The organism is Corynebacterium nuruki S6-4, assembly GCF_007970465.1.
GTDB classification, from domain to species: Bacteria; Actinomycetota; Actinomycetes; order Mycobacteriales; family Mycobacteriaceae; genus Corynebacterium; species Corynebacterium nuruki.
In genome coordinates this window covers 2,022,651-2,045,121 of the sequence record NZ_CP042429.1, presented here as the reverse complement: position 1 = coordinate 2,045,121, position 22,471 = coordinate 2,022,651, and the positions used below count along the sequence as shown (strand labels likewise).

General features: G+C 70.1%; 16 protein-coding genes. 12 read left to right on the top strand and 4 right to left on the bottom strand.

Annotated elements, in window-relative coordinates; all coding sequences use genetic code 11:
* The first annotated feature begins 61 nt into the window (after positions 1-61).
* Positions 62-2,119 (top strand): OPT family oligopeptide transporter, encoded by a 2,058-nt coding sequence (locus tag FSW06_RS09130; RefSeq protein WP_010121539.1) that lies wholly within the window; start codon positions 62-64, stop codon positions 2,117-2,119.
* Here FSW06_RS09130 and FSW06_RS09125 read toward each other — a convergent pair.
* Positions 2,103-4,577, bottom strand: a complete 2,475-nt coding sequence (locus tag FSW06_RS09125; RefSeq protein WP_146881331.1) for an acyltransferase family protein — start codon at positions 4,575-4,577, stop codon at positions 2,103-2,105. The two genes, FSW06_RS09130 and FSW06_RS09125, sit on opposite strands and share 17 nt — an antisense overlap.
* Before the next feature lie 262 nt (positions 4,578-4,839).
* Between FSW06_RS09125 and FSW06_RS09120 the strand changes: the two genes are divergently transcribed.
* Together FSW06_RS09120 and FSW06_RS09115 are read left to right on the top strand one after the other, a co-directional pair.
* On the top strand, positions 4,840-6,606 hold the full coding sequence (locus FSW06_RS09120; RefSeq protein ID WP_010121533.1) for an ABC transporter ATP-binding protein: 1,767 nt from the start codon (positions 4,840-4,842) through the stop codon (positions 6,604-6,606).
* Positions 6,606-8,534 carry an ABC transporter ATP-binding protein gene (locus FSW06_RS09115; RefSeq protein ID WP_010121532.1) on the top strand — a complete coding sequence of 643 codons (1,929 nt, stop codon included), beginning with the start codon at positions 6,606-6,608 and terminating at the stop codon, positions 8,532-8,534. Before FSW06_RS09120 ends, FSW06_RS09115 begins: the two co-directional genes overlap by 1 nt.
* Positions 8,535-8,640: 106 nt before the next feature.
* Here FSW06_RS09115 and FSW06_RS09110 read toward each other — a convergent pair whose 3' ends face one another.
* Positions 8,641-9,006, bottom strand: a complete 366-nt coding sequence (locus tag FSW06_RS09110) for a hypothetical protein (RefSeq protein ID WP_010121530.1) — start codon at positions 9,004-9,006, stop codon at positions 8,641-8,643.
* Between the two features lie 37 nt (positions 9,007-9,043).
* Here FSW06_RS09110 and FSW06_RS09105 point away from each other — a divergent pair, with 37 nt between their 5' ends.
* Positions 9,044-9,526 carry an SRPBCC family protein gene (locus FSW06_RS09105; RefSeq protein ID WP_010121529.1) on the top strand — a complete coding sequence of 161 codons (483 nt, stop codon included), beginning with the start codon at positions 9,044-9,046 and terminating at the stop codon, positions 9,524-9,526.
* 246 nt (positions 9,527-9,772) lie between these two features.
* Complete coding sequence (locus FSW06_RS09100) at positions 9,773-11,416, top strand: ABC-F family ATP-binding cassette domain-containing protein (RefSeq protein ID WP_010121528.1); 1,644 nt, start codon at positions 9,773-9,775, stop codon at positions 11,414-11,416.
* 3 nt (positions 11,417-11,419) lie between these two features.
* On the opposite strand, the gene FSW06_RS09095 is transcribed toward FSW06_RS09100, so the two are convergent.
* Positions 11,420-12,649, bottom strand: coding sequence for an NAD(P)/FAD-dependent oxidoreductase (locus tag FSW06_RS09095; protein ID WP_040430574.1), 1,230 nt, complete (start codon positions 12,647-12,649; stop codon positions 11,420-11,422).
* A 64-nt stretch (positions 12,650-12,713) separates the two neighbouring features.
* On the opposite strand from FSW06_RS09095, the gene FSW06_RS09090 reads away from it, so the two are divergent.
* From FSW06_RS09090 to FSW06_RS09060, 7 genes are all read left to right on the top strand, one after another.
* Positions 12,714-13,274 carry an isochorismatase family protein gene (locus tag FSW06_RS09090; protein ID WP_010121526.1) on the top strand — a complete coding sequence of 187 codons (561 nt, stop codon included), beginning with the start codon at positions 12,714-12,716 and terminating at the stop codon, positions 13,272-13,274.
* Between the two features lie 22 nt (positions 13,275-13,296).
* Entirely contained in the window at positions 13,297-14,073 is a 777-nt protein-coding gene (locus tag FSW06_RS09085; RefSeq protein WP_010121525.1) for a class I SAM-dependent methyltransferase, read from the top strand.
* A 101-nt stretch (positions 14,074-14,174) separates the two neighbouring features.
* Positions 14,175-14,600, top strand: coding sequence for a DoxX family protein (locus tag FSW06_RS09080; RefSeq protein ID WP_010121523.1), 426 nt, complete (start codon positions 14,175-14,177; stop codon positions 14,598-14,600).
* A 256-nt stretch (positions 14,601-14,856) separates the two neighbouring features.
* Positions 14,857-16,398 (top strand): acetaldehyde dehydrogenase ExaC, encoded by a 1,542-nt coding sequence (gene exaC / locus FSW06_RS09075; protein ID WP_010121521.1) that lies wholly within the window; start codon positions 14,857-14,859, stop codon positions 16,396-16,398.
* Between the two features lie 139 nt (positions 16,399-16,537).
* On the top strand, positions 16,538-17,083 hold the full coding sequence (locus FSW06_RS09070; protein ID WP_010121519.1) for a type 1 glutamine amidotransferase domain-containing protein: 546 nt from the start codon (positions 16,538-16,540) through the stop codon (positions 17,081-17,083).
* 156 nt (positions 17,084-17,239) lie between these two features.
* Positions 17,240-19,336: a gamma-glutamyltransferase family protein gene (locus FSW06_RS09065; protein WP_029449877.1), complete on the top strand. Its 2,097-nt coding sequence runs from the start codon at positions 17,240-17,242 to the stop codon at positions 19,334-19,336.
* A 62-nt stretch (positions 19,337-19,398) separates the two neighbouring features.
* Entirely contained in the window at positions 19,399-21,207 is a 1,809-nt protein-coding gene (locus FSW06_RS09060; RefSeq protein WP_010121515.1) for a hypothetical protein, read from the top strand.
* A gap of 41 nt (positions 21,208-21,248) precedes the next feature.
* On the opposite strand, the gene FSW06_RS09055 is transcribed toward FSW06_RS09060, so the two are convergent.
* Entirely contained in the window at positions 21,249-22,316 is a 1,068-nt protein-coding gene (locus FSW06_RS09055; protein ID WP_010121514.1) for an aldo/keto reductase, read from the bottom strand.
* Positions 22,317-22,471 lie beyond the last annotated feature (155 nt).

Here is a 22,471-nt window from a genome sequence, read left to right as displayed (position 1 = left end):
GACAGGACAGATGGTGCGAGGGGGAGTGCGCCCCGGGAGCGTGGCGACTAATGTGCCGCCAATGACCACGACACAACAGGCGGCGTCCGCCACGGCGCCCCACCCCCTGCGGGAGCTCACGATCCGGGCGGTGATCATCGGTGGTCTCATCACCCTGGTGTTCACCGCGGCCAACGTCTACCTGGGACTCAAGGTCGGCCTCACCTTCGCCACCTCGATCCCCGCCGCCGTCATCTCCATGGCGGTCCTGCGCAAGCTGCAGAACCACAGCATCGGCGAGAACAACATCGTCCAGACGATCGCCTCGGCCGCCGGCACGCTCTCCGCCATCATCTTCGTGCTCCCCGGCCTCATCATGATCGGCTGGTGGACGGGCTTCCCCTACTGGACCACGATGCTGGTCTGCCTCATCGGCGGCATCCTCGGCGTGATGTACTCCATCCCGCTGCGCCGCGCCCTCGTCACCGACACCGGCGGCCCCGACGACCTGCCCTTCCCGGAGGGCGTCGCCGCCGCGGAGGTGCTCAAGGTCGGCGACGCGGAGAACCGCGAGGACGCCGCACAGGACGCCCCACAGGACGCCACAGCACAGGCCGACAGCCGCAACGAGAACCACCAGGGACTCATGGCCATCGTCTGGGGTGGCGTGGCCTCCGCGGGCATGGCCCTGATCGGCGCCCTGAAGGTCGGTGCCGCCGAACTGTCCACCGCGTTCAAGGTCGCCGGGGGCGGCACGATGGTCGGGTCGAGCCTCTCCCTCGCGCTCATCGGTGTGGGACACCTCGTCGGTCCGACCGTCGGGATCGCCATGATCGTCGGCCTGGTCATCTCCTTCGGCGTGCTGCTGCCCGTGTTCACCCACGGTGACCTCGGCGGACTCAGCGACATCGCCGACGTCGTCGACGACACGTTCTCCTCCGACGTCCGCTTCGTCGGCGCCGGCGCGATGGCCGTCGCCGCCATCTGGACCCTGCTGAAGATCATCGCCCCGGTGGCCCGCGGTATCCGCGACTCGCTGGCAGCCTCCCGCGCCCGCCGCGCCGGCACCGAGGTCGACATCACCGAGAAGGACATTCCGCTGCCCACCGTGGTCACCAGCATCGTCCTGCTCATGGTGCCGATCGGGGTACTGCTGTGGGTCTTCCTCGACGGCACCGGCATCAGCCACCACGCGGCGGTGCTCATCATCATCAGCGTGCTGTTCGTCCTCGTCCTCGGCCTCGTCATCGCCGCGGTGTGCGGCTACATGGCGGGACTGATCGGGGCATCCAACAGTCCGATCTCCGGTGTCGGCGTGATCGTCGTCCTCGCCGCCGCCCTCATCTTCAAGTGGGTGACCGGCGGCGACGGGGATTCCACCGCGCTGGTGGCCTACACCCTGTTCACCGCCGCCATCGTCTTCGGCGTCGCGACGATCTCCAACGACAATCTCCAGGACCTCAAGACCGGCCAGCTCGTCGGCGCCACCCCGTGGAAGCAGCAGGTCGCGCTGATCTTCGGTGTGATCTTCGGATCCCTGCTCATCCCGCTGATCATGGACCTGATGAACTCCGCCTTCGGCTTCGCCGGCGCCCCGGGCGCGGGGGAGAACGCCCTCGCCGCACCGCAGGCCGGTCTGCTGTCCTCGGTCGCCGACGGTATCTTCGGCGATTCACTGGACTGGGGTCTCATCGGTCTCGGCGCGCTCATCGGCGCCGGAGTCGTCCTCGTCGACGAGATCCTCGGCCGGGTCACGAAGGACGCCCGGGTGCGCCTCGCCCTCCCGCCGCTGGCGGTCGGCATGGGCATGTACCTGCCGGTCTCCCTGACCCTCATCATCCCCGTCGGTGCCTTCATCGGCTGGTTCTACAACCGGTGGGCGGACCGGCGGGGCAACCCCGTCCACGCCCGCCGGCTCGGCACCCTCGCCGCGACCGGGCTCATCGTCGGCGAGAGCCTGTTCGGCGTGATCAACGCCGCCGTCATCGCCGGGACCGGGGATTCCGACGCCTTCGGCATCATGCCCGACGGCTTCGCCACCGCCGCCAACTGGATCGGCGGCATCGCGTTCGTGCTCCTCATCGTCGCCGTCTACCGCTGGGTGACCGGCGCGGTACGGAAAGCTACAGCGCGCAGCTGACCGCGGCGTCCTGCGTGCCGGCCTTCGCCGCCCGCAGACCGGCGGCGACGGCGTCCGCGTAGACCGGACCACCCTCGTCGTTGGGGTGGACGCCGTCGTCGTACAGGTCCTCGGGGTGGTCGCTGATCATGCTGCACCACGGGGCGAGGTAGACGTTCCGGTGGGCGTGGGCGTAGTCGATGACCTGCTGCGCGGCCGTGGGGATCGGATCCTGGTGGCCGTAGGGGACCACGAGGACGGCCTTGTGGTCGGGGCCGAGCTGCGCCATGATCTGGTCGAGCTGACCGTCGAAGGCCTGCCCGTTGGTACCGAAACCGAGGACCACGTACTCGCCCAGCGACCCGTCGGCCAGCATCGTGTCGATCACACCGGCACCGGCGGTGTAGTGGCGCGACGTCTCGGCGTCCACCGTGATACCCGGGAACCGCTGGTACAGCGAGGGGGCGGAGGCGAGCATCACCGAGTCGCCGATGGCGGTGATGTCCTGCCCGGCGGGCAGCCCCGGATCGGCGGCACCGGCCGCGGGCGGCGGCGCCTGGTTCTGCATGTCCTGCGACTTCGAGATGCTGCTCAGCTGCTCCTCCAGCTCGGAATGCTCCGGGCTGTCGCCCAGCGCCACACCGGCCAGCAGGGTCAGGGTCAGCGCCGCCGCCGGGACCGGCAGCATCCGCTTCGCCTCGCCGAGACCGTCGAGCACGCCCCGGTAGCCGCGGCGGCGGAAGGGGGTTTCGACGTAGCGGTAGGACAGTTCGGAGAGCACGAGGCTCACCGCCACCGCGATCAGTCCCACACCCCAGTCCGGCACACCGGTCTCCTGGCCCTTCGGGCCGTCCTGCAGCTCCTGCAGCAGGAACACCACGACCGGCCAGTGCCACAGGTACAGGCTGAACGAGCGCTCACCCAGGTAGCGAAATGGACGCCACTGCAGCAGGACCGGCACCGGGCCGCGCTCCCGCACCACCGAGAGGATCACCCCGGCGGTGAGCAGGGACGCCACGAACAGGCCGCCGCGGTAGGTGAACGGGGCGGTGTCCGGCAGGAAGATGATCATCGCGACCAGGGCGATGAACGCCACCGGCGCCAGCGTCCACCCCAGCATCTTCGTGATCCGGGGACGGACCATCACCGGGAAGGAATCCGGCCACAGGTCCGACGGTGCGGTGACGATGAGGGCGAGGACCACGCCGGTGACCAGCCCGAACGCGTGGGTGTCGGTGCCGAAGTACACGCGGCTCGGGTCATCGTCCGGGTTGAACAGGACGATCATGGCGATCAGTGAGGCGATCCCGATGACCGTGGCCAGGGCCGCCGGCCACCGCATCTGCGTGGCGGGGCTGCGGACGCCCAGCCGCCGGGCGAGCAGGATCGCGCCGAGGAACAGCAGCGGCCAGAGGACGTAGAACTGCTCCTCGATCGCCAGCGACCAGTAGTGCATGAAGATCTGCGGGGTGGTGTCCGCGAAGTAACTGTGTGCCTCACTGATCTGCACCCAGTTGTTGACGAAGAACAGCGATCCGAGGAACTGCGGTGGCAGATTGACGGCGGCGTCCCCGCCGAGGATGCCGGCCACGGCGGTGCACACGACCAGCACCGTCGCGGCGGCCGGGAGGATCCGTCGGGCCCGTCGCTGCCAGAACTTCTTCAGCGAGATGCGGCCGTTGTGGCCGTACTCGCGGACGAGCAGGGCGGTGATGAGGAAGCCGGAGAGGACGAAGAAGACGTCCACGCCGAGGAAGCCGCCCGGCAGGGCGCTGCCGAAAAAGTGGTAGATCAGGACCGCGGCGACCGCGATGCCGCGCAGGCCGTCAAGGCCCGGGAGCCGGCGGATCCGGCCCGGTTTCGCGGTGTGCCGGGGATCGGCGGGGAGTGCGGGGCGGCGGTCGCGGGCGGGCCTGCCGGACGCCGCGGCGGGGGCTGCGGCGGTTGTGGCTGCGGCGGCGGGCACCGTGGCGGGCTCGCGGGTTGGCTGGGGTGCGGGCTGGGGCGCCGGGGCCGCGGCCGGTGCGGGCTGCGGTGCGGGTGAGGTCTTCCGGGTGGGCCGGACGGTCGTCGCGGCGGCGGCCGGCTGCGGTGCCGCCGGCGCGGGCGTGGGCGTGGCTTCAGGCTCGGTTTCGGGCTTCTTGGGCTCGGCCTTCTTGGTCGCGGCCGCGGGTTCCGGGGCCGGGACGGCCGCAGGCGCCGCGGGGACACGTGCCGGACCCAGCACCAGGACAGGCGGCTCCGTCGGCGCGTCCGGCGCAGCGGGTGCTGCAGCACCCGGAGCTGCGGGTGCAGCGGGGGCTGCAGCCGTCGGGACCGTGAGTTTCATCGGGGTGCGGGCCGGAGCGGGCGCCACGGCGTCCGCTCCCGAACCGACGTCCGGGGTCGGCGGGATCCACCGGGGTGCAGGGGGTGCCTGGACCGGTGCGGTGAGCTTGATGACGGATGCCTTGCGGGGCGGATGGTTCTTGCGTGTCATCTGCAGTGATCGTGTCTTCCGTGGTCGGTGTCCGAGAAGGTGGTGCAGCCGTGGATCCTCGCCCGGCTCATCCCTTGAGCGTAGGCACAGGAGGGCCCGTACTCCCAATGCTCCAGCGAATTCACAGCGAGCGGCTGTCACGATCGGGGGCAGTGGCCCGGACCCCGCCGCGGACCTGAAGGAAACCGGGCCCGGGGAGAGGTCGGCGGTGCCAAAAATTCACCGTGTCCTTCTGTCCGCCGGGCCATCTAGACTCGGGGCCGTGCACCTGCTCCGTCTGCTGCGCGCCTACTCGCGCCCCTACGCCGGACTGCTGACCGCGGTCCTCGTCCTCCAGGCCGTCTCGGCCCTGGCGACGCTCTACCTGCCGAGCCTCAACGCCGACATCATCGACAGGGGCGTCTCCCGCGGCGATGTCGGCTACATCTGGTCGACCGGCGGCGTGATGGTCGCGGTGGCCTTCGCCCAGGTGATCACGGCGGTGGCGGCGACCTGGTGTGCCGCGCGTGCCGCCATGGGCATCGGCCGGGACCTCCGCCGGGACATCTACGCCCGGGTGGACCGGTTCTCCGCCCAGGACATGGGGGAGTTCGGGGTGCCCACCCTGATCACCCGCGGCACCAACGACGTCCAGCAGATCCAGATGGTCACCGTCATGGCACTGAGCTTCATGGTGACGATGCCGGTCATGTGCGTCGGCGGCATCGTCATGGCACTGCGCGAGGATGTCGGCCTGTCCTGGCTGATGTGGGTCTCGGTGCCGGTCGTGCTCATCGTCGTCGGGATCATGATCGCCCAGCTCGTCCCGCTGTTCCGCTCGATGCAGGACCGGGTGGACGCGATCAACGGGGTGATGCGCGAGCAGATCACCGGCATCCGCGTCATCCGGGCCTTCGTCCGGGAACGGCACGAGACCGCCCGGTTCGACCGGGCCAACAGTGCGGTCGCCTTCGTCTCCGAGCGGGTCGGCCGGGTCTTCGTCCTCATGGGCCCCGTGATCATGATGGTGATGCACGGGGCGACTGCCGCGGTGCTGTGGTTCGGCGGTCACCGGGTGGACGCCGGGCAGATGGAGGTCGGCTCCCTCACCGCGTTCATGCAGTACCTGCTGCAGATCCTCGTGGCGGTGATGATGGGCTCGTTCATGGCGATGATGCTGCCGCGCGCGATCGTCTGTGCCGGACGCATCGGCACGGTGCTGCGTCACGAGCCTTCCATCGGGGCACCCGCCGTCCCGGTCACCCCGGACCGGATGCGCGGGGAACTGGAGTTCCGGAACGTCTCCTTCACCTACCCGGGTGCGGAGAAGCCGGTGCTGCAGGACATCTCCTTCACCGTGCACCCCGGCCAGACCACCGCCGTCATCGGCGCCACCGGGTCCGGCAAGTCCACGCTGATCAACCTCATCCCCCGGCTGTATGTCCCCACGGCCGGCGAGGTGCTGCTCGACGGAGTGCCGGTGACGCAGCTGGACCGTGCAGAGATCGTGGACCGGGTCGGCCTGGTGCCGCAGAAGGCCTTCCTGTTCTCCGGGACGGTGGCCTCCAACCTGCGCTTCGGCCGGCAGGACGCCACGGACGAGGAGTTGTGGGAGGCACTGCGCACCGCCCAGGCCGCCGATTTCGTCGCCGGCCGGACGACCGGTGAGGGGGAGCACACCGCCACCGGGCTGGCGTCCTCGGTCGCGCAGGGCGGTACCGACGTCTCCGGTGGTCAGCGGCAGCGGCTGTGCATCGCCCGCGCCCTGGTCGCGGCGCCGAAGGTCTATGTCTTCGACGATTCGTTCTCCGCGCTCGACGTCGCCACCGACGCCCGGCTGCGGGAGGCGCTTGCCCCGACGGTGGTGGACGCCGCGGTGGTCACCGTCGCCCAGCGGGTCTCCACCATCCTCGACGCCGACCAGATCCTCGTGCTCGAGGCCGGCCGTATCGTCGCCCGCGGGACCCATGATGAACTGCTGGAATCCAGCGCGACCTACCGGGAGATCGTCGAGTCGCAGCTGCAGGACGCCCAGGGAGGTGCCCGGTAATGGCCGAGAACGACGACAGCACGCAGGACATGCAGGGCGCGCCGCGGGCCGCGAAGAACACCGGGCTGGCGGTCCGCCGCATGCTCGGCCTGCTGGCCCCGAAGAAACTTGCCCTGACCGTGGTCTTCGCCGCCCTGGTGGTGTGCGTGGTGCTCACCGTGTGGGCCCCGAAGGTCCTCGGCCACGCCGTCGACGAGATCTTCTCCGGCGCGGTGGGCATGATGCTGCCCGGCGGGGTGACCCGCGACCAGGCGATCGACGGGGCGCGGCAGGCCGGCCAGGGCCAGCTCGCCTCGATGATGTCGGGGATGGACTTCACCCCGGGCGTGGGCATCGACTTCTCCCGGCTCGGCGGGCTCATCGCCCTCGTGCTGGGCATGTACCTGGTGGCCAGCATCTTCAACTGGCTGCAGGGTTTCGTCCTCAACAAGCTCGTCGTCGACGTCGTCATCGAACTGCGCGCCCGGGTGGAGTACAAGGTGCACCACCTGCCGCTGAAGTACTACGACACCCGGCAGCGCGGCGACATCCTGTCGCGGGTGACCAATGACGTCGACAACGTCCAGCAGGCGCTGCAGCAGGCGATCTCCCAGGTCGCGTACTCGGGCATGATGCTCATCGGCATCACGGTGATGATGTTCACCGTGTCCTGGCAGCTCGCGCTGCTCGCCCTGATCGCGCTGCCGGTCACGGCCGTGGTCGTCGCGGTCGTCGGTTCGCGGGCTCAGAAGCAGTACGCCGGGCAGTGGCGGGAGACCGGGCGGGTCAACGGTCATATCGAGGAGTCCTTCACCGGCCACGACCTCGTCGTCGCCTACGGACGCCAGGAGGAGATGTCCGCCGAGTTCGCCGACCGCAACGAGGCGATGTACACGGCGAGCGCGAAGGCGCAGTTCCTGTCCGGGTCGATGCAGCCGACGATGCAGTTCCTGTCCTACCTGTCCTATGTGCTCATCGCCGTGGCCGGCGGCCTGAAGGTCGCCGGCGGGTCGATGACCCTGGGCGCGGCGACGGCGTTCATCCAGTACTCCCGTGAGTTCAACCAGCCGCTGAGCGAAATCGCCGGGATGATGACGATGCTGCAGTCCGGCATCGCCTCCACCGAGCGCATCTTCGAACTGCTGGACGCCGACGAGGAGGACCCGGATCCGGCGGAGCCCGCGACTCCGCAGCTCGCCCCCGGTCAGAAGCCGGGGCGGGTGGAGTTCCGTGACGTCTCCTTCAGCTACACCGACCGTCCCATGATCGGGCACATGAATCTGATGGTCGAGCCGGGTCAGACCATCGCCATCGTCGGGCCGACCGGTGCGGGCAAGACGACCCTGGTGAACCTCATCATGCGGTTCTACGAGGTCACCGGTGGTGCGATCCTGCTGGACGGGGTGGACATCCGTGAGATGACCCGCGACGACCTGCGCTCGCGCACCGGCATGGTGCTGCAGGACGCCGTACTGTTCGACGGCACCATCATGGAGAACATCCGCTACGGCCGGCTCGACGCGTCCGATGACGAGGTCGTCGGCGCGGCGAAGGCCGCCTATGTCGACCGGTTCGTCCACGCCCTGCCCGACGGGTACGACACGGCCATCGGTCAGGACGGTGGGTCGGTCTCGGCCGGGGAGCGGCAGCTCATCACCATCGCCCGGGCGTTCCTGCGGGCCCCGGAGCTGCTCATCCTCGACGAGGCGACGTCGTCGGTGGACACCCGCACCGAGGTGCTGGTGCAGAAGGCGATGAACGCGATCCGGGCGGACCGGACCTCCTTCGTCATCGCCCACCGGCTGTCCACCATCCGGGACGCCGACCGCATTATCGTCATGACGGACGGGGCGATCGTGGAGCAGGGGTCCCATGAGGAACTGCTGGCCGCCGACGGTGCCTACGCCGACCTGTACCGCAGTCAGTTCGCCGCCGGCGGGGCGGTGTAGGGCTTCCCGCCTGCCCCGCCCTGCCTGCCCCGCGTCGGACCCGGGTTGACCGCCTGAGGGTGGTCTGGGCGTACTTTTCCACCCTGACGCGGTCAACCGGGCGACCTCAGATCACGCAGGTGCCGTCGGGGACGGGCGGGTCCGGCAGGAGCAGACACAGGGCGAGTGCACCCGCGGCGACGCTGCCGGCGACGGCCTGGTCGACCGGCAACCGGAAGAACTCCTGCACACTGCCGACGACGTAGCCGCCGTACTCGACGGAGTCCTCGACCGCCCCGCTGACCTGGGACTGCGCCCCGGAAACGGACGGCAGGTCTGTGGCCGCTGTGGCCTCGGTGGCCTCTGTGGCCCCGGCAGTCCCGGTGCCGGCCAGGACGAGTGCACCGGTGAGGGCGACGGTTGCGGAGACGACGGCCGTGCGGCGGCGGGGCGTGCGGCGGTGTTCCGGACGGTGGTGAGGTGTGGTGGACATGTGCCCACGGTAGTTGCCGGTGACTATCCTCGGTCCCATGTCCTACGAACTCAGCGACTCGGTCACCGTCGCCGCCGCTCCCGCCGAGGTCTTCGACCTGGTCAGCGACATCACCAGGACCGGCGAGTGGAGCGCCCAGTGCTACCAGGCGGAGTGGAACGGTGCCGCCGCGACCGATCCGGCGGCACGTACCGTCGGTGCGACATTCACCGGCCACAACCGGAAGCCCGGCCGGGAGTGGTCCACGGTCTCCGAGGTCGTGACCTGGGATCCCGGCCGTGAATTCGCCTGGAAGGTCACCTCGTCCGGCACGGTGTGGGGCTACCGTCTGGCGCCGGTGAACCGTCGGGACGACGCGACCGTCCTCACCGAGTACACCGCCTTCACCGGCGACGGTGAGGCATACTTCGCGCAGAAGTTCGGGGAGGACGCCGCCGCCGAGGAGGCGGACCGGAAGGACGCCGCCACCTACGGCATCACCGAGACGCTGTACGCCATCCGGGGGATCATCGAGGGCTGAGGGGCGGACCGGACGACCGGTGTCCGCACCGCGCGACGTGGGGATGGTGGACCGGGGCCCGGACCATCCTCCCGTTGCGCGATGCGGACAGCCGCTGCTACCGTCGGTGCCATGCGGAAGTAGAACCCCTGAACCGTCCCGCGCCTGAGGCGCCACCGGCAGCGGTACCGTCGAGCGACACGCTCCGGGCCACCGGTCGGCACAAGCCCGGCGGGGCACACCGTGTCTCCGGTCAGGAGTTCCGCCATGCCATCCCCACATGTATCCACCCCGCTGCGCATCGACGGCCTGTCCGTCCAGATCGCCGGCACCCGCATCCTCACCGACATCTCCTTCACCGTCTCCGCCGGTCAGCGCACCGGCCTGATCGGGGAGAACGGCTCGGGCAAGTCCACCCTGCTGCATGCCGTGCACGGCTCCCTGCCGACCGGAGCGACCACCGCGGGCCACATCGGCACGGGTACCGCCCGTGTCGGCCTGCTCCACCAGGCCGCCCCGTTCGCCCCGGCGGAGACGGTGGGACAGGCACTGGAAACCGCCGTCGCCGCCGAACGGCGCGCCCTCGCCGCGTTGGACGCCGCCGCCGACCCCTATGACGAAGCCGCCTACACCGCAGCCCTCGACCGTGCCGAGCAGCTCGACGTGTGGGAGACGGACTCCCGCATCGCCGCCACCCTCGCCGGACTCGGACTCTCCGACATCCCCACCGACCGGCCGACCGGGGAACTCTCCGGCGGGCAGCGGGCGCGCCTGTCCCTGGCGTGGCTGCTGCTCGACCGGCCGGACATCCTGCTGCTCGACGAGCCCACCAACCATCTCGACGACCACGCCACCGACTACCTCGCGGGCGTCCTGAACTCCTGGCACGGGCCGGTGCTGTTCGCCAGCCACGACCGGGCGTTCCTGGACGCCGTGGCGTCCGACCTGGTGGATCTCGACCCGGCACCCACGCAGGTCGGGGTCGACGGCGGGGCGACCCGCTGGACCGGGAACTACACCGACTACCTTGCCGCCCGGGAGGATGTGCGTGTCCGGTGGGAGCGGCGGTACCGCGACGAGCAGGCGGAGCTGAAACGCCTGCGTGCCGGGGTCCGCGACAACCACACTGTCGGACATCCCGGTGCCGCGCCGCGGACGGAAGGGAAGCTCGCGAAGAAGTTCTACGGCGACCGGAACGCGAAGGTCGTCTCGCGCCGGGTGAACGATTCCCGCTCCCGGCTGGAGAAACTGGAGGAGGACCAGGTCCGCAGACCCCCGGAGCCGCTGACCTTCGCCGGGCTCACGGCGGCGGTGCCGGGACATGTCCGGGAACCGGCGGAGGGTCCGGTGGTGGTGGCGTCCGGTATCTCCGTGGAAGGACGCCTCCCCATCACCTCACTGACCCTCAACGGCACAGAGAAACTCCTGGTCACCGGCCCCAACGGGTCGGGGAAGTCCACGTTGCTCTCGGTGATCGCGGGCGCTCTGGAGCCGGATTCCGGCTCGCTGACGGTCACCGTCGGCTCCGTCGGCCACCTCACCCAGGAGGTCGTGCTGCCCGACCCGCACGGTCGCGGTGCCGGACGCACCGTCGAGCGCACCTACCGTGACCTGGTCGGTGAGGAGACCGCGGACGAGGTGCCGCTGTCGACCTTCGGGCTGGTCCACCCGCGCGACGAACACCGGCCGCTGGCGGAACTGAGCCTCGGTCAGCAGCGCCGGGTCGCCCTCGCGGTGCTGCTGGCGGACCCGCCGGACCTGCTGCTCCTCGACGAGCCGGACAACCACCTGTCGTTGTCGCTGGTCACCGCGCTGGAGGAGGCGGTCCCGGATTATCCGGGTGCGGTCGTCGTGGCGTCCCACGACCGGTGGCTGCGGGAACGCTGGGCCGGGGAACGGCTGGAACTGTGAAGCTCAGTCGCCGACGGGGATGCGCCCCGGCAGGTCGGCGGCGCTGAGCGTGCCGGCCTTCGAGGCGGCCATCACCTCGCGGGCCGCCGGCACACTGTCCCAGGTGTTCCACAGCAGGACCCCGACGACCACCCCGTCACGCAGGTAGTAGAGCACGGCGGCGCTGTGGTCGGTGTTCCAGTCCTCGACGATGTCGAGGTCGGTGCTGAGCGTCCCGACCGCCTCGTAGCCGTCGTCGAAGATGTCGGAGAAGAACAGCGGGGTGTAGTCGTAGGTCGCCGTCCCGCCGGCCATGTTCTCCCCGGCGACCGCCCCGGACTGTTCGGCGTTGTCGACGTGCTCGACATGGCGGCGTCCGAGCAGGGGATCGGTGAACTCGATGATGTCCCCGGCGGCGAAGATGTCGGGGTCACTGGTGCGCAGTGAGGCGTCGACGGCGACCGCACCGTCTTCCAGGGTGAGGCCGGCGGCCTCGGCCAGGCCGGTCTCCGGCGCGGCACCGAAGCCGATGACCGCGAGGTCGGCGACCACGGCGTCCCCGTCGTCGGGGGCCAGGTACAGCTCGTCCCGGCCGTCGTCGGAGGTGCCGGTGGCGGTGAGCAGGAAACCGTGGTGGACGGTCACGCCCCGGTCGGCGTAGACCCGTTCGAGGTGGTCGGTCACCGAGGTGGGGAACATGTGGCCGAGCAGCCGGTCGTCGGGGGTGTAGACGTGCACGGCGGCGCCGACGGCGTTGAGCGCCACGGCGATCTCGGAGCTGATGTAGCCGCCGCCGACGACGGCGACGCGGGTGCCGTCGGCCACCCGGTCCCGCAGTGCGCGGTAGTCGCTGAGGCTGCGGAGGGTGAGGACCCGGTCGTCGGTGACACCCGGCAGGGTGCGGGCGGCTGCGCCGGTCGCCAGCAGCAGTGTCCCGTAGGTGACGGTGTCGCCGCCGTCGGTGGTGACCGTGTGGGCGGCCGGGTCGACGGCGGTGACCGTGGTGCCGGTGACCAGTTGTGCGCCGGTGTCGGCGGCGGTGCCCAGGTCGACGGAGTCCACGGTGGTCGCCTCGTCGAGCCAGAGTCCCTTGCTCAGGTCCGGTCGGGACACCGGGCCTTCCGGGTCGCGGGTGACGATGAGGACGGAGGCTCCGGGCGTGCGGTCGTGGATGGCGCGTGCGGCCTTGTCGGCGGCCACGCCGCCACCGACGATGACGTGATCGTAGGTTTTGTGCAGCTCACTGTGTGACATGGTTCCGAGGGTACGCGTCGAACGGGGGGTTTCCGCGGTGTCGGGGATGCGTAGGGTCGGGGCCATGACTTCCCTGGTGGACCGTCCGAACTCCGCACTGCTCGTCATCGACGTCCAGAATGCCGTGGTCGAGGATGCCTACCGGCGGGATGACGTGGTCGGCGCCGTCGTCGGGCTCGTGGGGCGCGCCCGGGACAGGGGCGTCCCGGTGGTGTGGGTGCGGCACGAGGCCGGACACCTGCCGGTCGGCTCGCGGGACGCCGCCTTCGTCGACGAGCTCGAGGAACTCCGGGCCCGCGCACCGGAGGAACCTCTGGTCGTCAAGCATTACGGGGACGCCTTCGAGGACACGGACCTGGAAGGCGTCCTCGCCGGGGCCGGTGTGGGACGTCTGATCGTCACCGGGGCAGAGACCGACGCCTGCATCCGTTCCACGATCCACGGCGGGTTCACCCGCGGGTACGACGTCACCCTCGTGTCCGACGCACACACTGCCGGAGACAAGACGGCCTGGGGAGCCCCGCCGGTCGACCAGGTCATCGCCCACACCAATCTCTACTGGCAGTTCCAGTCCGCACCCGGGCGGACAGCCGAGGTCGTCGCAGCGGCCGACCTGGACCTGTGAAGCTCCCGGTACGCTGAGGGCCATGACTGATTCACCCGCCACCGACGGTTCCGGCAACGTCCCCAGCAACTGGTTCACCGGCGGTGCCGAGTACGCCCAGTTCCGTCCGACCTACCCGACCCAGGTCGCGTCGTTCCTCGCGGAACTGGCGCCGTCGACCGGGCTGGCGGTGGATGTCGGCTGCGGTACCGGTCAGCTGTCCACGCAGCTGGCGGACTGTTTCGACCGGGTGCTCGCCTTCGATCCGAGCCGGTCGCAGATCGCTGCGGCGGCACCGCACCCCAACGTCACCTACGAGGTGGCGTCCGCCGAGGAGCTTCCGGTGGTCGACGGGACGGCTGACCTGGTGACCGCGGCGCAGGCGGCGCACTGGTTCGATCTGCCGGCGTTCTACGCGCAGGCCCGCCGGATCGCGGTGCCGGGGGCGGTCATCGCCCTGGTGAGTTACGGGGTGCTGCGGATCGGGGACGCCGGCCTGCAGGAGCGGTTCGGCCGGTTCTACTACGACGAGATCGGGCCGTTCTGGGATCCGGAGCGGCACTTTGTCGACGAGGGTTACCGGACGATCGATTTCCCGTTCGAGGAGGTCGAGGCACCGGTGCTCAGCATCGACCGGGATCTGGACCTCGACGAGTTCCTCGGCTACGTGGGGACGTGGTCGGCGGTGCGCAAGGCGGAGGAGCAGGGGCGGGCGGACCTGTTCCAGTCGTTCTGCACGGATGTGGCGGAGGCCTGGGGGGACAGTGGCCGGCCGCGGCCGGTGTCGTGGCCGGTGGCGGTGCGTGTCGGAAAGCTGTGACGGGGAGTTCCCCGGGGTGGCGGACTTCACATTAGTTGACATGTCAACCAAGAAGCCTATGGTGGACATGTCAACTTGTTAGTCGATCCCGGAAGGTCTCCATGAAGGGCACCCCGCTCATCAGCGACATCGTCATCCTCATCGCCCGCATCGCCATCGGTGTCACCCTGCTCGCCCACGGCTGGCAGAAATTCTTCACCAACGGCATCGGCGGCACCGCGGACGGCTTCGAGGCCATGGGGGTCACCGCCCCGACCGCCTCGGCCGTCTTCGCCGCCGTCGTGGAACTGGTCGGCGGCATCCTCATCATCGTCGGACTGTTCACCCCGGTCGTCGCCGTCCTCGTCGTCATCGACATGCTCGGCGCCTGGTGGTTCGTCCACAAGGACGCCGGCACGTTCTTCGTCGACGGCGGCGGTTACGAGCTGGTCCTCATGCTGGCCGCCGGTGCCGCGATCATCGGCGCACTCGTCGGCGGGAAGTTCAGCCTCGACCGGCTGCTGTTCCACCGCAAGGCGGCCGCATAGGTCAGGACGTCGCAGCGGGACAACCCCCGCCGCCCCCGTTTTTCACCCCCGTTCCGACTGTGGAACGGGGGTTGCCGCTGCCGGCGGCACGGGGTGGTGAGTGACGTATCCAGCGGCGACGTGGCGGCGTCCTGCGGAACGGGAACGGATATGTACATATAGTGGTCGCCGTCACACCTCCGGAGGATTACCTTGATCGGGGAAACCGTTCACCGACGGCCCGGCACCATTCCGGGCCGGATCACGGAGGTACTCCATGACCGTCACCGCAGCACCCAGCAACGTGTACGCCGCCCCCGGAACCGAGGGCTCCCTCGTCTCCTTCAAGCCCCGCTACGACAACTTCATCGGGGGCGAGTGGGTCGCCCCCGCCGAGGGCCAGTACCTGGAGAACGTCAGTCCCGTCGACGGCAAGGTCTTCTGCCAGGTGCCGCGCTCCACGGCGGCCGACATCGACGCGGCGGTGGACGCCGCCCACGTCGCAGCCCCCGGCTGGGGCCGCACCAGCGTCCAGGACCGCTCCAACATCCTGCTGAAGATCGCCGACCGGCTCGAGGAGAACCTCGAGGTCCTGGCCGTCGCCGAGACCTGGGACAACGGCAAGCCGGTCCGGGAGACCCTCGCCGCGGACATCCCGCTGGCCATCGACCACTTCCGGTACTACGCCGGCGCCCTGCGCGCGCAGGAGGGACGCCTGTCCCAGATCGACGAGAACACCGTCGCCTACCACTTCCACGAGCCGCTGGGAGTGGTCGGTCAGATCATCCCGTGGAACTTCCCGATCCTCATGGCGGCATGGAAGATCTGCCCGGCGCTCGCCGCCGGCAACGCCATCGTCCTCAAGCCCGCCGAGCAGACCCCGGCCTCGATCCTCGTCGTCGCCGAGCTCATCGCCGACATCCTGCCCGCCGGTGTGCTCAACATCGTCAACGGTCTCGGTGAAGAGGCCGGTGCCGCGCTGACCGCCTCGGACCGGATCGCGAAGATCGCCTTCACCGGCTCCACCGAGATCGGCAAGGTCATCAACAAGGCCGTCGCCGACAAGCTCATCCCCGTCACCCTGGAGCTGGGCGGCAAGTCGCCGAACATCTTCTTCGGCGATGTCATGGACGCCGACGACTCCTTCCGGGAGAAGACCCTCGAGGGTTTCTCGATGTTCGCGCTGAACCAGGGTGAGGTCTGCACCTGCCCGTCGCGTGCGCTGGTCCAGGAGTCCATCGCCGACGAGTTCCTCGAGCTCGCCGTCGACCGCGTCAGCAAGGTCAAGGCCGGCAACCCGCTGGACCCGGCCACCATGATCGGCGCCCAGGCATCGGTCGAGCAGATGGACAAGATCACCGGGTACCTCAAGTCGGGCCCCGAGGAGGGGGCCGAGGTGCTCATCGGCGGGTCGGTGCGCACCGTCGAGGGTCTGGAGAACGGCTTCTACGTCGAGCCGACCGTCCTCAGGGGCAACAACGCGATGCGGTGTTTCCAGGAGGAGATCTTCGGCCCGGTCCTCGCCGTCACGACCTTCAAGGACTTCGACGAGGCCATCGAGATCGCCAACGACACCGACTACGGTCTCGGTGCCGGCGTCTGGTCCCGCGACGGCCGCACCGCCTACAAGGCGGGCCGGGCGATCCAGTCCGGTCGGGTGTGGGTGAACAACTACCACTCCTACCCGGCCCACGCGGCCTTCGGCGGGTACAAGAAGTCCGGCATCGGGCGCGAGACGCACCTGATGATGCTGGACCACTACCAGCAGACCAAGAACCTGCTGTGGTCCTACGACGAGAACCCGAACGGTCTGTTCTGACCGGGGACTGACCGGGTACCGGCCGCTTTCCGGCTGCCGGTACCGCGGGAACTGCCGGCACTGCCGGAACTGTCGTGTCCGTCACCGTCGGTGATCCCGGTGACTGGGATCACCGCGGTGGGGCGTACCGTATCGTGGTATGAGCGATCTCAGCAGGAGGACCGTCGCCGTCCTCACCACCACCGGATTCGAGGACGCCGAAATCAGCCGCGTGAAGCACGCCGTCGAGGAAGCCGGCGGCCGCGTGCTCATCGTCGCCCCCGAGGACAGTCCCGTCATCGGCAAACGGGGCACCTCCTACGACCCCGACATGCTGAGCGGTGAGGCGGACGCCGCCTCCTTCAGCGCCCTGCTGCTGCCCGGCGGCGTGTCCAACGCCGACCGGCTCCGGACGGACGCCGCCGCCGTCGACCTGGTCAGGGGCATGGTCGCCGCCGGGAAGCCGGTCGCCGCGATCTGCCACGGCGCCTGGATCCTCACGGACGCCGACGCGGTGCAGGGACGCACCCTGACCTCGTCACCCAGCCTGAAGACCGACCTCGTCAACGCCGGTGCGGACTGGGTGGATGAGGCGGTGCACGTCGATGCGGGGGAGGGTGCCGGTAAGCCCCTGCTCATCACCTCGCGCACCAAGGCCGACCTCGAGCCGTTCATCGAGGCCGTCATCACCCACGTCGGCGCCTGAGCTGAGCCGGGCCGGCGCTGAGCCGTGCCTGGCCGTCCGCATCTCGACGCGCCAGGACGGTCGCGGCCGGGAAAACCATCCTCCGGCGTCGCAACGCAGACGGCAGAGCGGACGGCACAGTCGGCGCTCCGCCGCTACCCTCGAAGCATGACCGGAATGCTGAGGAGAACCCGCCGCCGGACCGCCACCGTCGCTGCTGCCGCCGTGTCCGCGGCCCTGGTCCTGACGGGATGCCAGAGCCCCGACACCGCCGACCGGGCTGACCCGACGGACACGACGGATGCCGCCGCCGGCACCAGCGCCGGCTCGACCGGCTCATCCACCCCCGCCGCCGACGCGCCGCAGACGTCGACATCCTGTGAGTCCGTGTCCGGCCCCGCCGGATCCGCCGCAGCCACCGCCACAGAATCCACGGCAGCCACAGAACCTGCAGCGCCGGCGACCACCTCCGCCGCCCCCGAGAACCTCGCGACGAACCCCGAGACCGCGACGACCGGCTTCCGCACCGGGATGACGCCGGTGAAGACCGACCACTACGCGGTCTCCACCGCCAACCCGCTGTCGACGAAGGCCGCCTGCGACGTGCTCCGCGACGGCGGCACCGCGGCGGATGCCCTGGTCACCGCCCAGTTCGTCCTCGGCCTCGTCGAACCGCAGGCCTCCGGCGTCGGCGGGGGCGGCTACATCCTCTACAACGACGCGAAAACCGGGAAGCTCACCAGCATCGACGGCCGGGAGACCGCCCCGGTCGCCGCGACCGGCACCTACCTCAGCCAGATCTCCCGGGAAGACACCTCCGCCCCGACCCCGGACGCCCGCCGCTCCGGCCGGTCCATCGGGGTGCCCGGCGCCGTCGCCGCCCTCGGTGAACTCCACGACCGCTACGGCACCACCGGCTGGGGCGACCTCGTGGCCCCGGCCGAGAAGATGGCCGACGAGGGGTTCACGGTCAGCCCCCGGCTCTCCGCCTCCATCGCCGCGAGTGCCGATGACCTGTCCCGCGACCGGGAGGCGGCGTCCTACTTCCTCGACGGGAACGGTGCGGCGAAGCAGCCGGGCGAGAAGCTCGCCAACCCCGCCTACGCCGCCACGCTGCGGTCGCTCGCCGCCGGCGGGGCGGACGCCCTCTACACCGGCGACCTGGCGAAGGACATCGTGGACCGCGCGAACAGCCGGGAGGGCGGCACCACCCCGGCGCAGCTGTCCACCGCCGACCTCGCCGCCTACACACCCGAGATCCACGACGCGGTCTGCGGACCGTACCGGGAGAAGGTCGTCTGCGGCGCCGGGCCCTCCAGCTCCGGCGGCATCACGGTGCTCAGCGCACTCGGGATCCTCGACCACAGTGACCTGGGTAAATACGCGCCGACCGAGGCCGGCGCCGACGGCTTCGTGCCGGACGCCGACGCGGTGCACCTCATCAGTGAGGCCGAACGGCTCGCCTACGCCGACCGGGACGCCTACGTCGCCGACACGGCCTTCACCCCGCTGCCCGGACCCGACGGACAGAGCGCGGACACCCTGCTCGCCCCGGACTACCTGAAGAACCGCGCCGGCCTGATCGACCCGGACACGTCGATGGGGCAGGCCGACCCGGGCCGTCTCGGTCTCACCGCCGCCCGCGGCGCCGACCAGCCGGAACACGGCACCAGCCACATCAGCGTGGTGGACCGGGAAGGCAACGCCGCCTCGATGACCACCAGTGTGGAATCCGCCTTCGGCTCCTTCCACATGGTCGACGGGTTCCTGCTGAACAACCAGCTCACCGACTTCTCCACCGACCCGGTCGACAAGCACGGCACCCCGGTCGCCAACCGGGTCGAGGGGGCGAAGCGGCCCCGGTCCTCGATGGCGCCGACGATGGTCTTCGACACCGGACGCGACGGGAAGCGCGGCGACCTGTCGATGGTCGTCGGCTCCCCGGGCGGGGCGGTGATCCCGCAGTTCGTGCTGAAGACCCTCATCGGCGTGATCGACTGGGGTCTCGACCCGCAGCAGGCGGTCTCGATGCCCGACTTCGGCGCCCGCAACACCGCGGAGACCGGCATCGGCGGCGAACACCCGCTCATCGCCGGCGCCGACGGGAAACCCACCGCGGACACACAGAAGCTCGTCGAGGCGTTGAAGAAGAAGGGCCACGAGGTCTCCACCGAGCCGCAGACCAGCGGCCTGTCCGCGATCGTCCGGCAGAAGGACGGCTCGCTGCTCGGCGGGGCGGATCCGCGCCGGGAGGGCGTGGTCCTCGGCGGCTGACCGGCTGACGGAAAGTCACGAAACGGCCACGGCATAGTTTCTCCGTCGATAGTGTGTCCGCCATGACGAAGAATGCTCTCTCCACCGTCGGGGCGGCCGTGGTCGCCACCGCCACGCTGGCGACGCTGGCCACCGTGGCCCCCGCTGCCGCATCGCCGGCACCCCCACCGGAATCCCCGTCCCTCGACCGCACCGAGACCCCCTACGACACGACCTTCGACCAGCAGAATGTCGCGGCCTCGGTCGTGACACTGCACATCCCGCTGCCCGAGGGCTCCAAGCCCCATCCGGAACAGTGTGACCGGGTCAGCTACCTGCGCTTCCGCAACGCGTCCGGCCCCACCGACCCGAACAAAGCCGACCGCATCCTCGTCAGCCAGCCCGGCGTCCTGGAGGGGGCGGGCGCCTACGAGAGCGTCGCCCGCAACACGGTCACCGAGGCGGCGTCCCAGGGGAAGAACATCGAGGTCTGGGCGATGGACCGTCGCTCGAACTGCCTGGAGGACCACACCGGTTTCGAGGCCGGCCGGGCCTCCGGGGACGTCAACGACGCCCTCGACTACTACGTCGGCGGCAAGGAGAAGAACGGGCGCACCTTCGACGGCTTCGGCGTGTACGACGGCGGTGACCCGGCCAGTCCCGTCGGGGACACGACCGTCACCGTCGACCCCTCCCTCGACTGGCTCAACGACATCGGGCTCGACCAGACCCTGCGCGACCAGTACGACATCATGCGCTCCGAGGTGCCCGACCTGGCCACCCGGCAGGACAAGATGCTGTGCGGCGGGCACTCGCTCGGCGGCTACCTGTCCGGCTATTTCGCGGAGTGGGACTTCGACGGCGACCCGTCGACCACCGACGACGCGGGCTTCAACCAGTGCGGCGGCTACTTCGCCCTCGACACCGTCGTGGACACGGACCTGACGGGCCACATCCTGTCCCCGGTGCCCGTCGACGTCGACGGACTCCCCGCCGGGGTCGGGGACGCGGTGGACACGCTCTACGGGGCACCCGGCCCCGGCCTCCCGGTGTTCGCGGCGCCGAGCCTGATCAACCCGGAGACGATGAACCTCCTCGGCCTCATCGGCATGGCCGCCAACGACGACCCGGACGGACTGTCCGCGATCGTCCCGCGGCTGCCGGACAACGCGAACATCGAGTCCACGATGCGCGTCCTGCTGGGCGGCAACCCGGTCACCGCGGTCACCGGTGAGCCCGACATCCGGTCGATCCGGGCGACGAATGACGCGGTGCTCGGGGCCCTGCTCGACGACAACTCCATGCCGTTCGGGATCCTCCAGTCCTCCGTCGGTTTCATCGACGGCCCGGTGGTGCAGAAGACGTTCCCGGTCAACCAGGACATGGCCGACGGTGCCGCCGACGCGGTGGGGGCCCGGCGGCTGTCGACCGAGTCGTTCGGGGACGCCCCCAAGTACGCCCCGGCGATGAAGGACGACTCGCTCTACCGGTGGGTCGACTACGACGAGGACGGCGGCCTGGCACCGGGGCAGGGCCCGGAGACCGAGGTGACCTCCATCCACGACCTGGCCCGGAGCCTGTCCGAGCCGCCGCTGGACTTCACGGAGTGGTACTTCCCGTCCCGGCTCGCCACCGAGATGGCGCTGGGCCAGGGCGGTCCGACCGACAGCCACCGGCTCTACCGCGGTGCGTACCGTGGCAGGCCGACCCTGACGTTCACGGCGCAGGGCGGGATCGTCGCCGACCCGCCGGAGGACCCCGCCAACCGGACGGTGTTCCTGCCCGGCTACAACCACCTGGACGCACTGACCGCGAACGCCCGGCAGAACACCGGTGAGCCGGAGGCGGTCTCCACCAACCTCGCCGGCTTCGCGGTGACCGGTCGGCCGTAGCGGGGCGGTGCGGTGACCCCGGGCTACCCGGGCGACCCGGGCTATTCGGTGGAGGCGGTCGCCCCGGCCCACTGGTTGATGCCGCGGTCCGTGGCGTACCTGTCGATCTCGGCGAGTTCGGCGTCGGTGAACTCGAGGTTCTTCACGGCGTCCAGCGAATCGTCGAGCTGCTTCACCGAGGACGCGCCGATCAGCGCGCTGGTGACCTCCGGGCGGCGCAGCACCCAGGCGATCGCCATCTGGGCCAGCGTCTGGCCGCGCTTCGCCGCGATGTCGTTGAGGGCGCGGATGGCCTCCAGCGTCTCGTCGGTGAGGAAGCCGCTGTCCATCTTGTGGGAGCCGAGCCGCGAGTTCTCCGGCACCCCGTGCAGGTACTTGTTCGTCAGCAGCCCCTGGGCCAGCGCGGAGAAGGCGATCACGCCCATGCCCTGGTCAGCGCAGGTGGACAGCAGTTCCTCCTCGGTCCAGCGGTTGAACATCGAGTAGCTGGGCTGGTGGATCAGCAGCGGCGTCCCGAGGTCCTTCGCGATGGCCTGGGCCTCGCGGGTGCGCTCGGGGGAGTAGGAGCTGACACCGACGTAGAGGGCCCGGCCGGACCGCACGATGTGGTCCAGCGCGCCGATGGTCTCCTCCAGCGGGGTCTCCGGGTCGGGGCGGTGGTGGTAGAAGATGTCGACGTAGTCCAGACCCATGCGCTTCAGCGAGGCGTCCAGGCTGGCGACGAGGTACTTGCGGGAGCCGCCGAAGCCGTAGGGGCCGGCCTGCATGTCCCAGCCGGCCTTCGAGCTGATCAGCAGTTCATCGCGGTACGGGCGGAAATCGGACGCCATGATGCGGCCGAAGTTCTCCTCGGCGGCACCGGGGACGGGACCGTAGTTGTTGGCGAGGTCGAAGTGGGTCACGCCGCGGTCGAAGGCGTGGCGGAGGATCTCGCGCTGGGTCTGCAGCGGCCGGTCGGAACCGAAGTTGTGCCACAGGCCGAGGGTGATCGCGGGCAGTTTCAGGCCGGACGCCCCGCTGCGGCGGTACGGCATGGCGGGGTGGTCACCCTCGTCGGAGTAGCGGAGGTCATCGGCACGGTAGATATCGGGAAATGTTGCTTCACTCATGTGACCCGAGGCTACGCACCGCCGCGCACCCCCGACAGGTACCGGCGGTACCAGGCGGGGTCAGGCAGCACCGGCAGCAGTCCCCGTGTTCCTGTAAACTCCGTTCACCACATGACCGACCCCGACTCGAGGAGTTGATCGTCCCGCATGGACGA

What these genes read in the sequence shown, in the direction of transcription:
- FSW06_RS09130 (WP_010121539.1), top strand. Translation starts at nt 62, where the DNA reads ATGACCACGACACAACAGGCGGCGTCCGCCACGGCGCCCCACCCCCTG.
- FSW06_RS09125 (WP_146881331.1), bottom strand. Translation starts at nt 4,577, where the DNA reads ATGACACGCAAGAACCATCCGCCCCGCAAGGCATCCGTCATCAAGCTC.
- FSW06_RS09115 (WP_010121532.1), top strand. Translation starts at nt 6,606, where the DNA reads ATGGCCGAGAACGACGACAGCACGCAGGACATGCAGGGCGCGCCGCGG.
- FSW06_RS09110 (WP_010121530.1), bottom strand. Translation starts at nt 9,006, where the DNA reads ATGTCCACCACACCTCACCACCGTCCGGAACACCGCCGCACGCCCCGC.
- FSW06_RS09105 (WP_010121529.1), top strand. Translation starts at nt 9,044, where the DNA reads ATGTCCTACGAACTCAGCGACTCGGTCACCGTCGCCGCCGCTCCCGCC.
- FSW06_RS09100 (WP_010121528.1), top strand. Translation starts at nt 9,773, where the DNA reads ATGCCATCCCCACATGTATCCACCCCGCTGCGCATCGACGGCCTGTCC.
- FSW06_RS09095 (WP_040430574.1), bottom strand. Translation starts at nt 12,649, where the DNA reads ATGTCACACAGTGAGCTGCACAAAACCTACGATCACGTCATCGTCGGT.
- FSW06_RS09090 (WP_010121526.1), top strand. Translation starts at nt 12,714, where the DNA reads ATGACTTCCCTGGTGGACCGTCCGAACTCCGCACTGCTCGTCATCGAC.
- FSW06_RS09085 (WP_010121525.1), top strand. Translation starts at nt 13,297, where the DNA reads ATGACTGATTCACCCGCCACCGACGGTTCCGGCAACGTCCCCAGCAAC.
- FSW06_RS09080 (WP_010121523.1), top strand. Translation starts at nt 14,175, where the DNA reads ATGAAGGGCACCCCGCTCATCAGCGACATCGTCATCCTCATCGCCCGC.
- exaC (WP_010121521.1), top strand. Translation starts at nt 14,857, where the DNA reads ATGACCGTCACCGCAGCACCCAGCAACGTGTACGCCGCCCCCGGAACC.
- FSW06_RS09070 (WP_010121519.1), top strand. Translation starts at nt 16,538, where the DNA reads ATGAGCGATCTCAGCAGGAGGACCGTCGCCGTCCTCACCACCACCGGA.
- FSW06_RS09065 (WP_029449877.1), top strand. Translation starts at nt 17,240, where the DNA reads ATGCTGAGGAGAACCCGCCGCCGGACCGCCACCGTCGCTGCTGCCGCC.
- FSW06_RS09060 (WP_010121515.1), top strand. Translation starts at nt 19,399, where the DNA reads ATGACGAAGAATGCTCTCTCCACCGTCGGGGCGGCCGTGGTCGCCACC.
- FSW06_RS09055 (WP_010121514.1), bottom strand. Translation starts at nt 22,316, where the DNA reads ATGAGTGAAGCAACATTTCCCGATATCTACCGTGCCGATGACCTCCGC.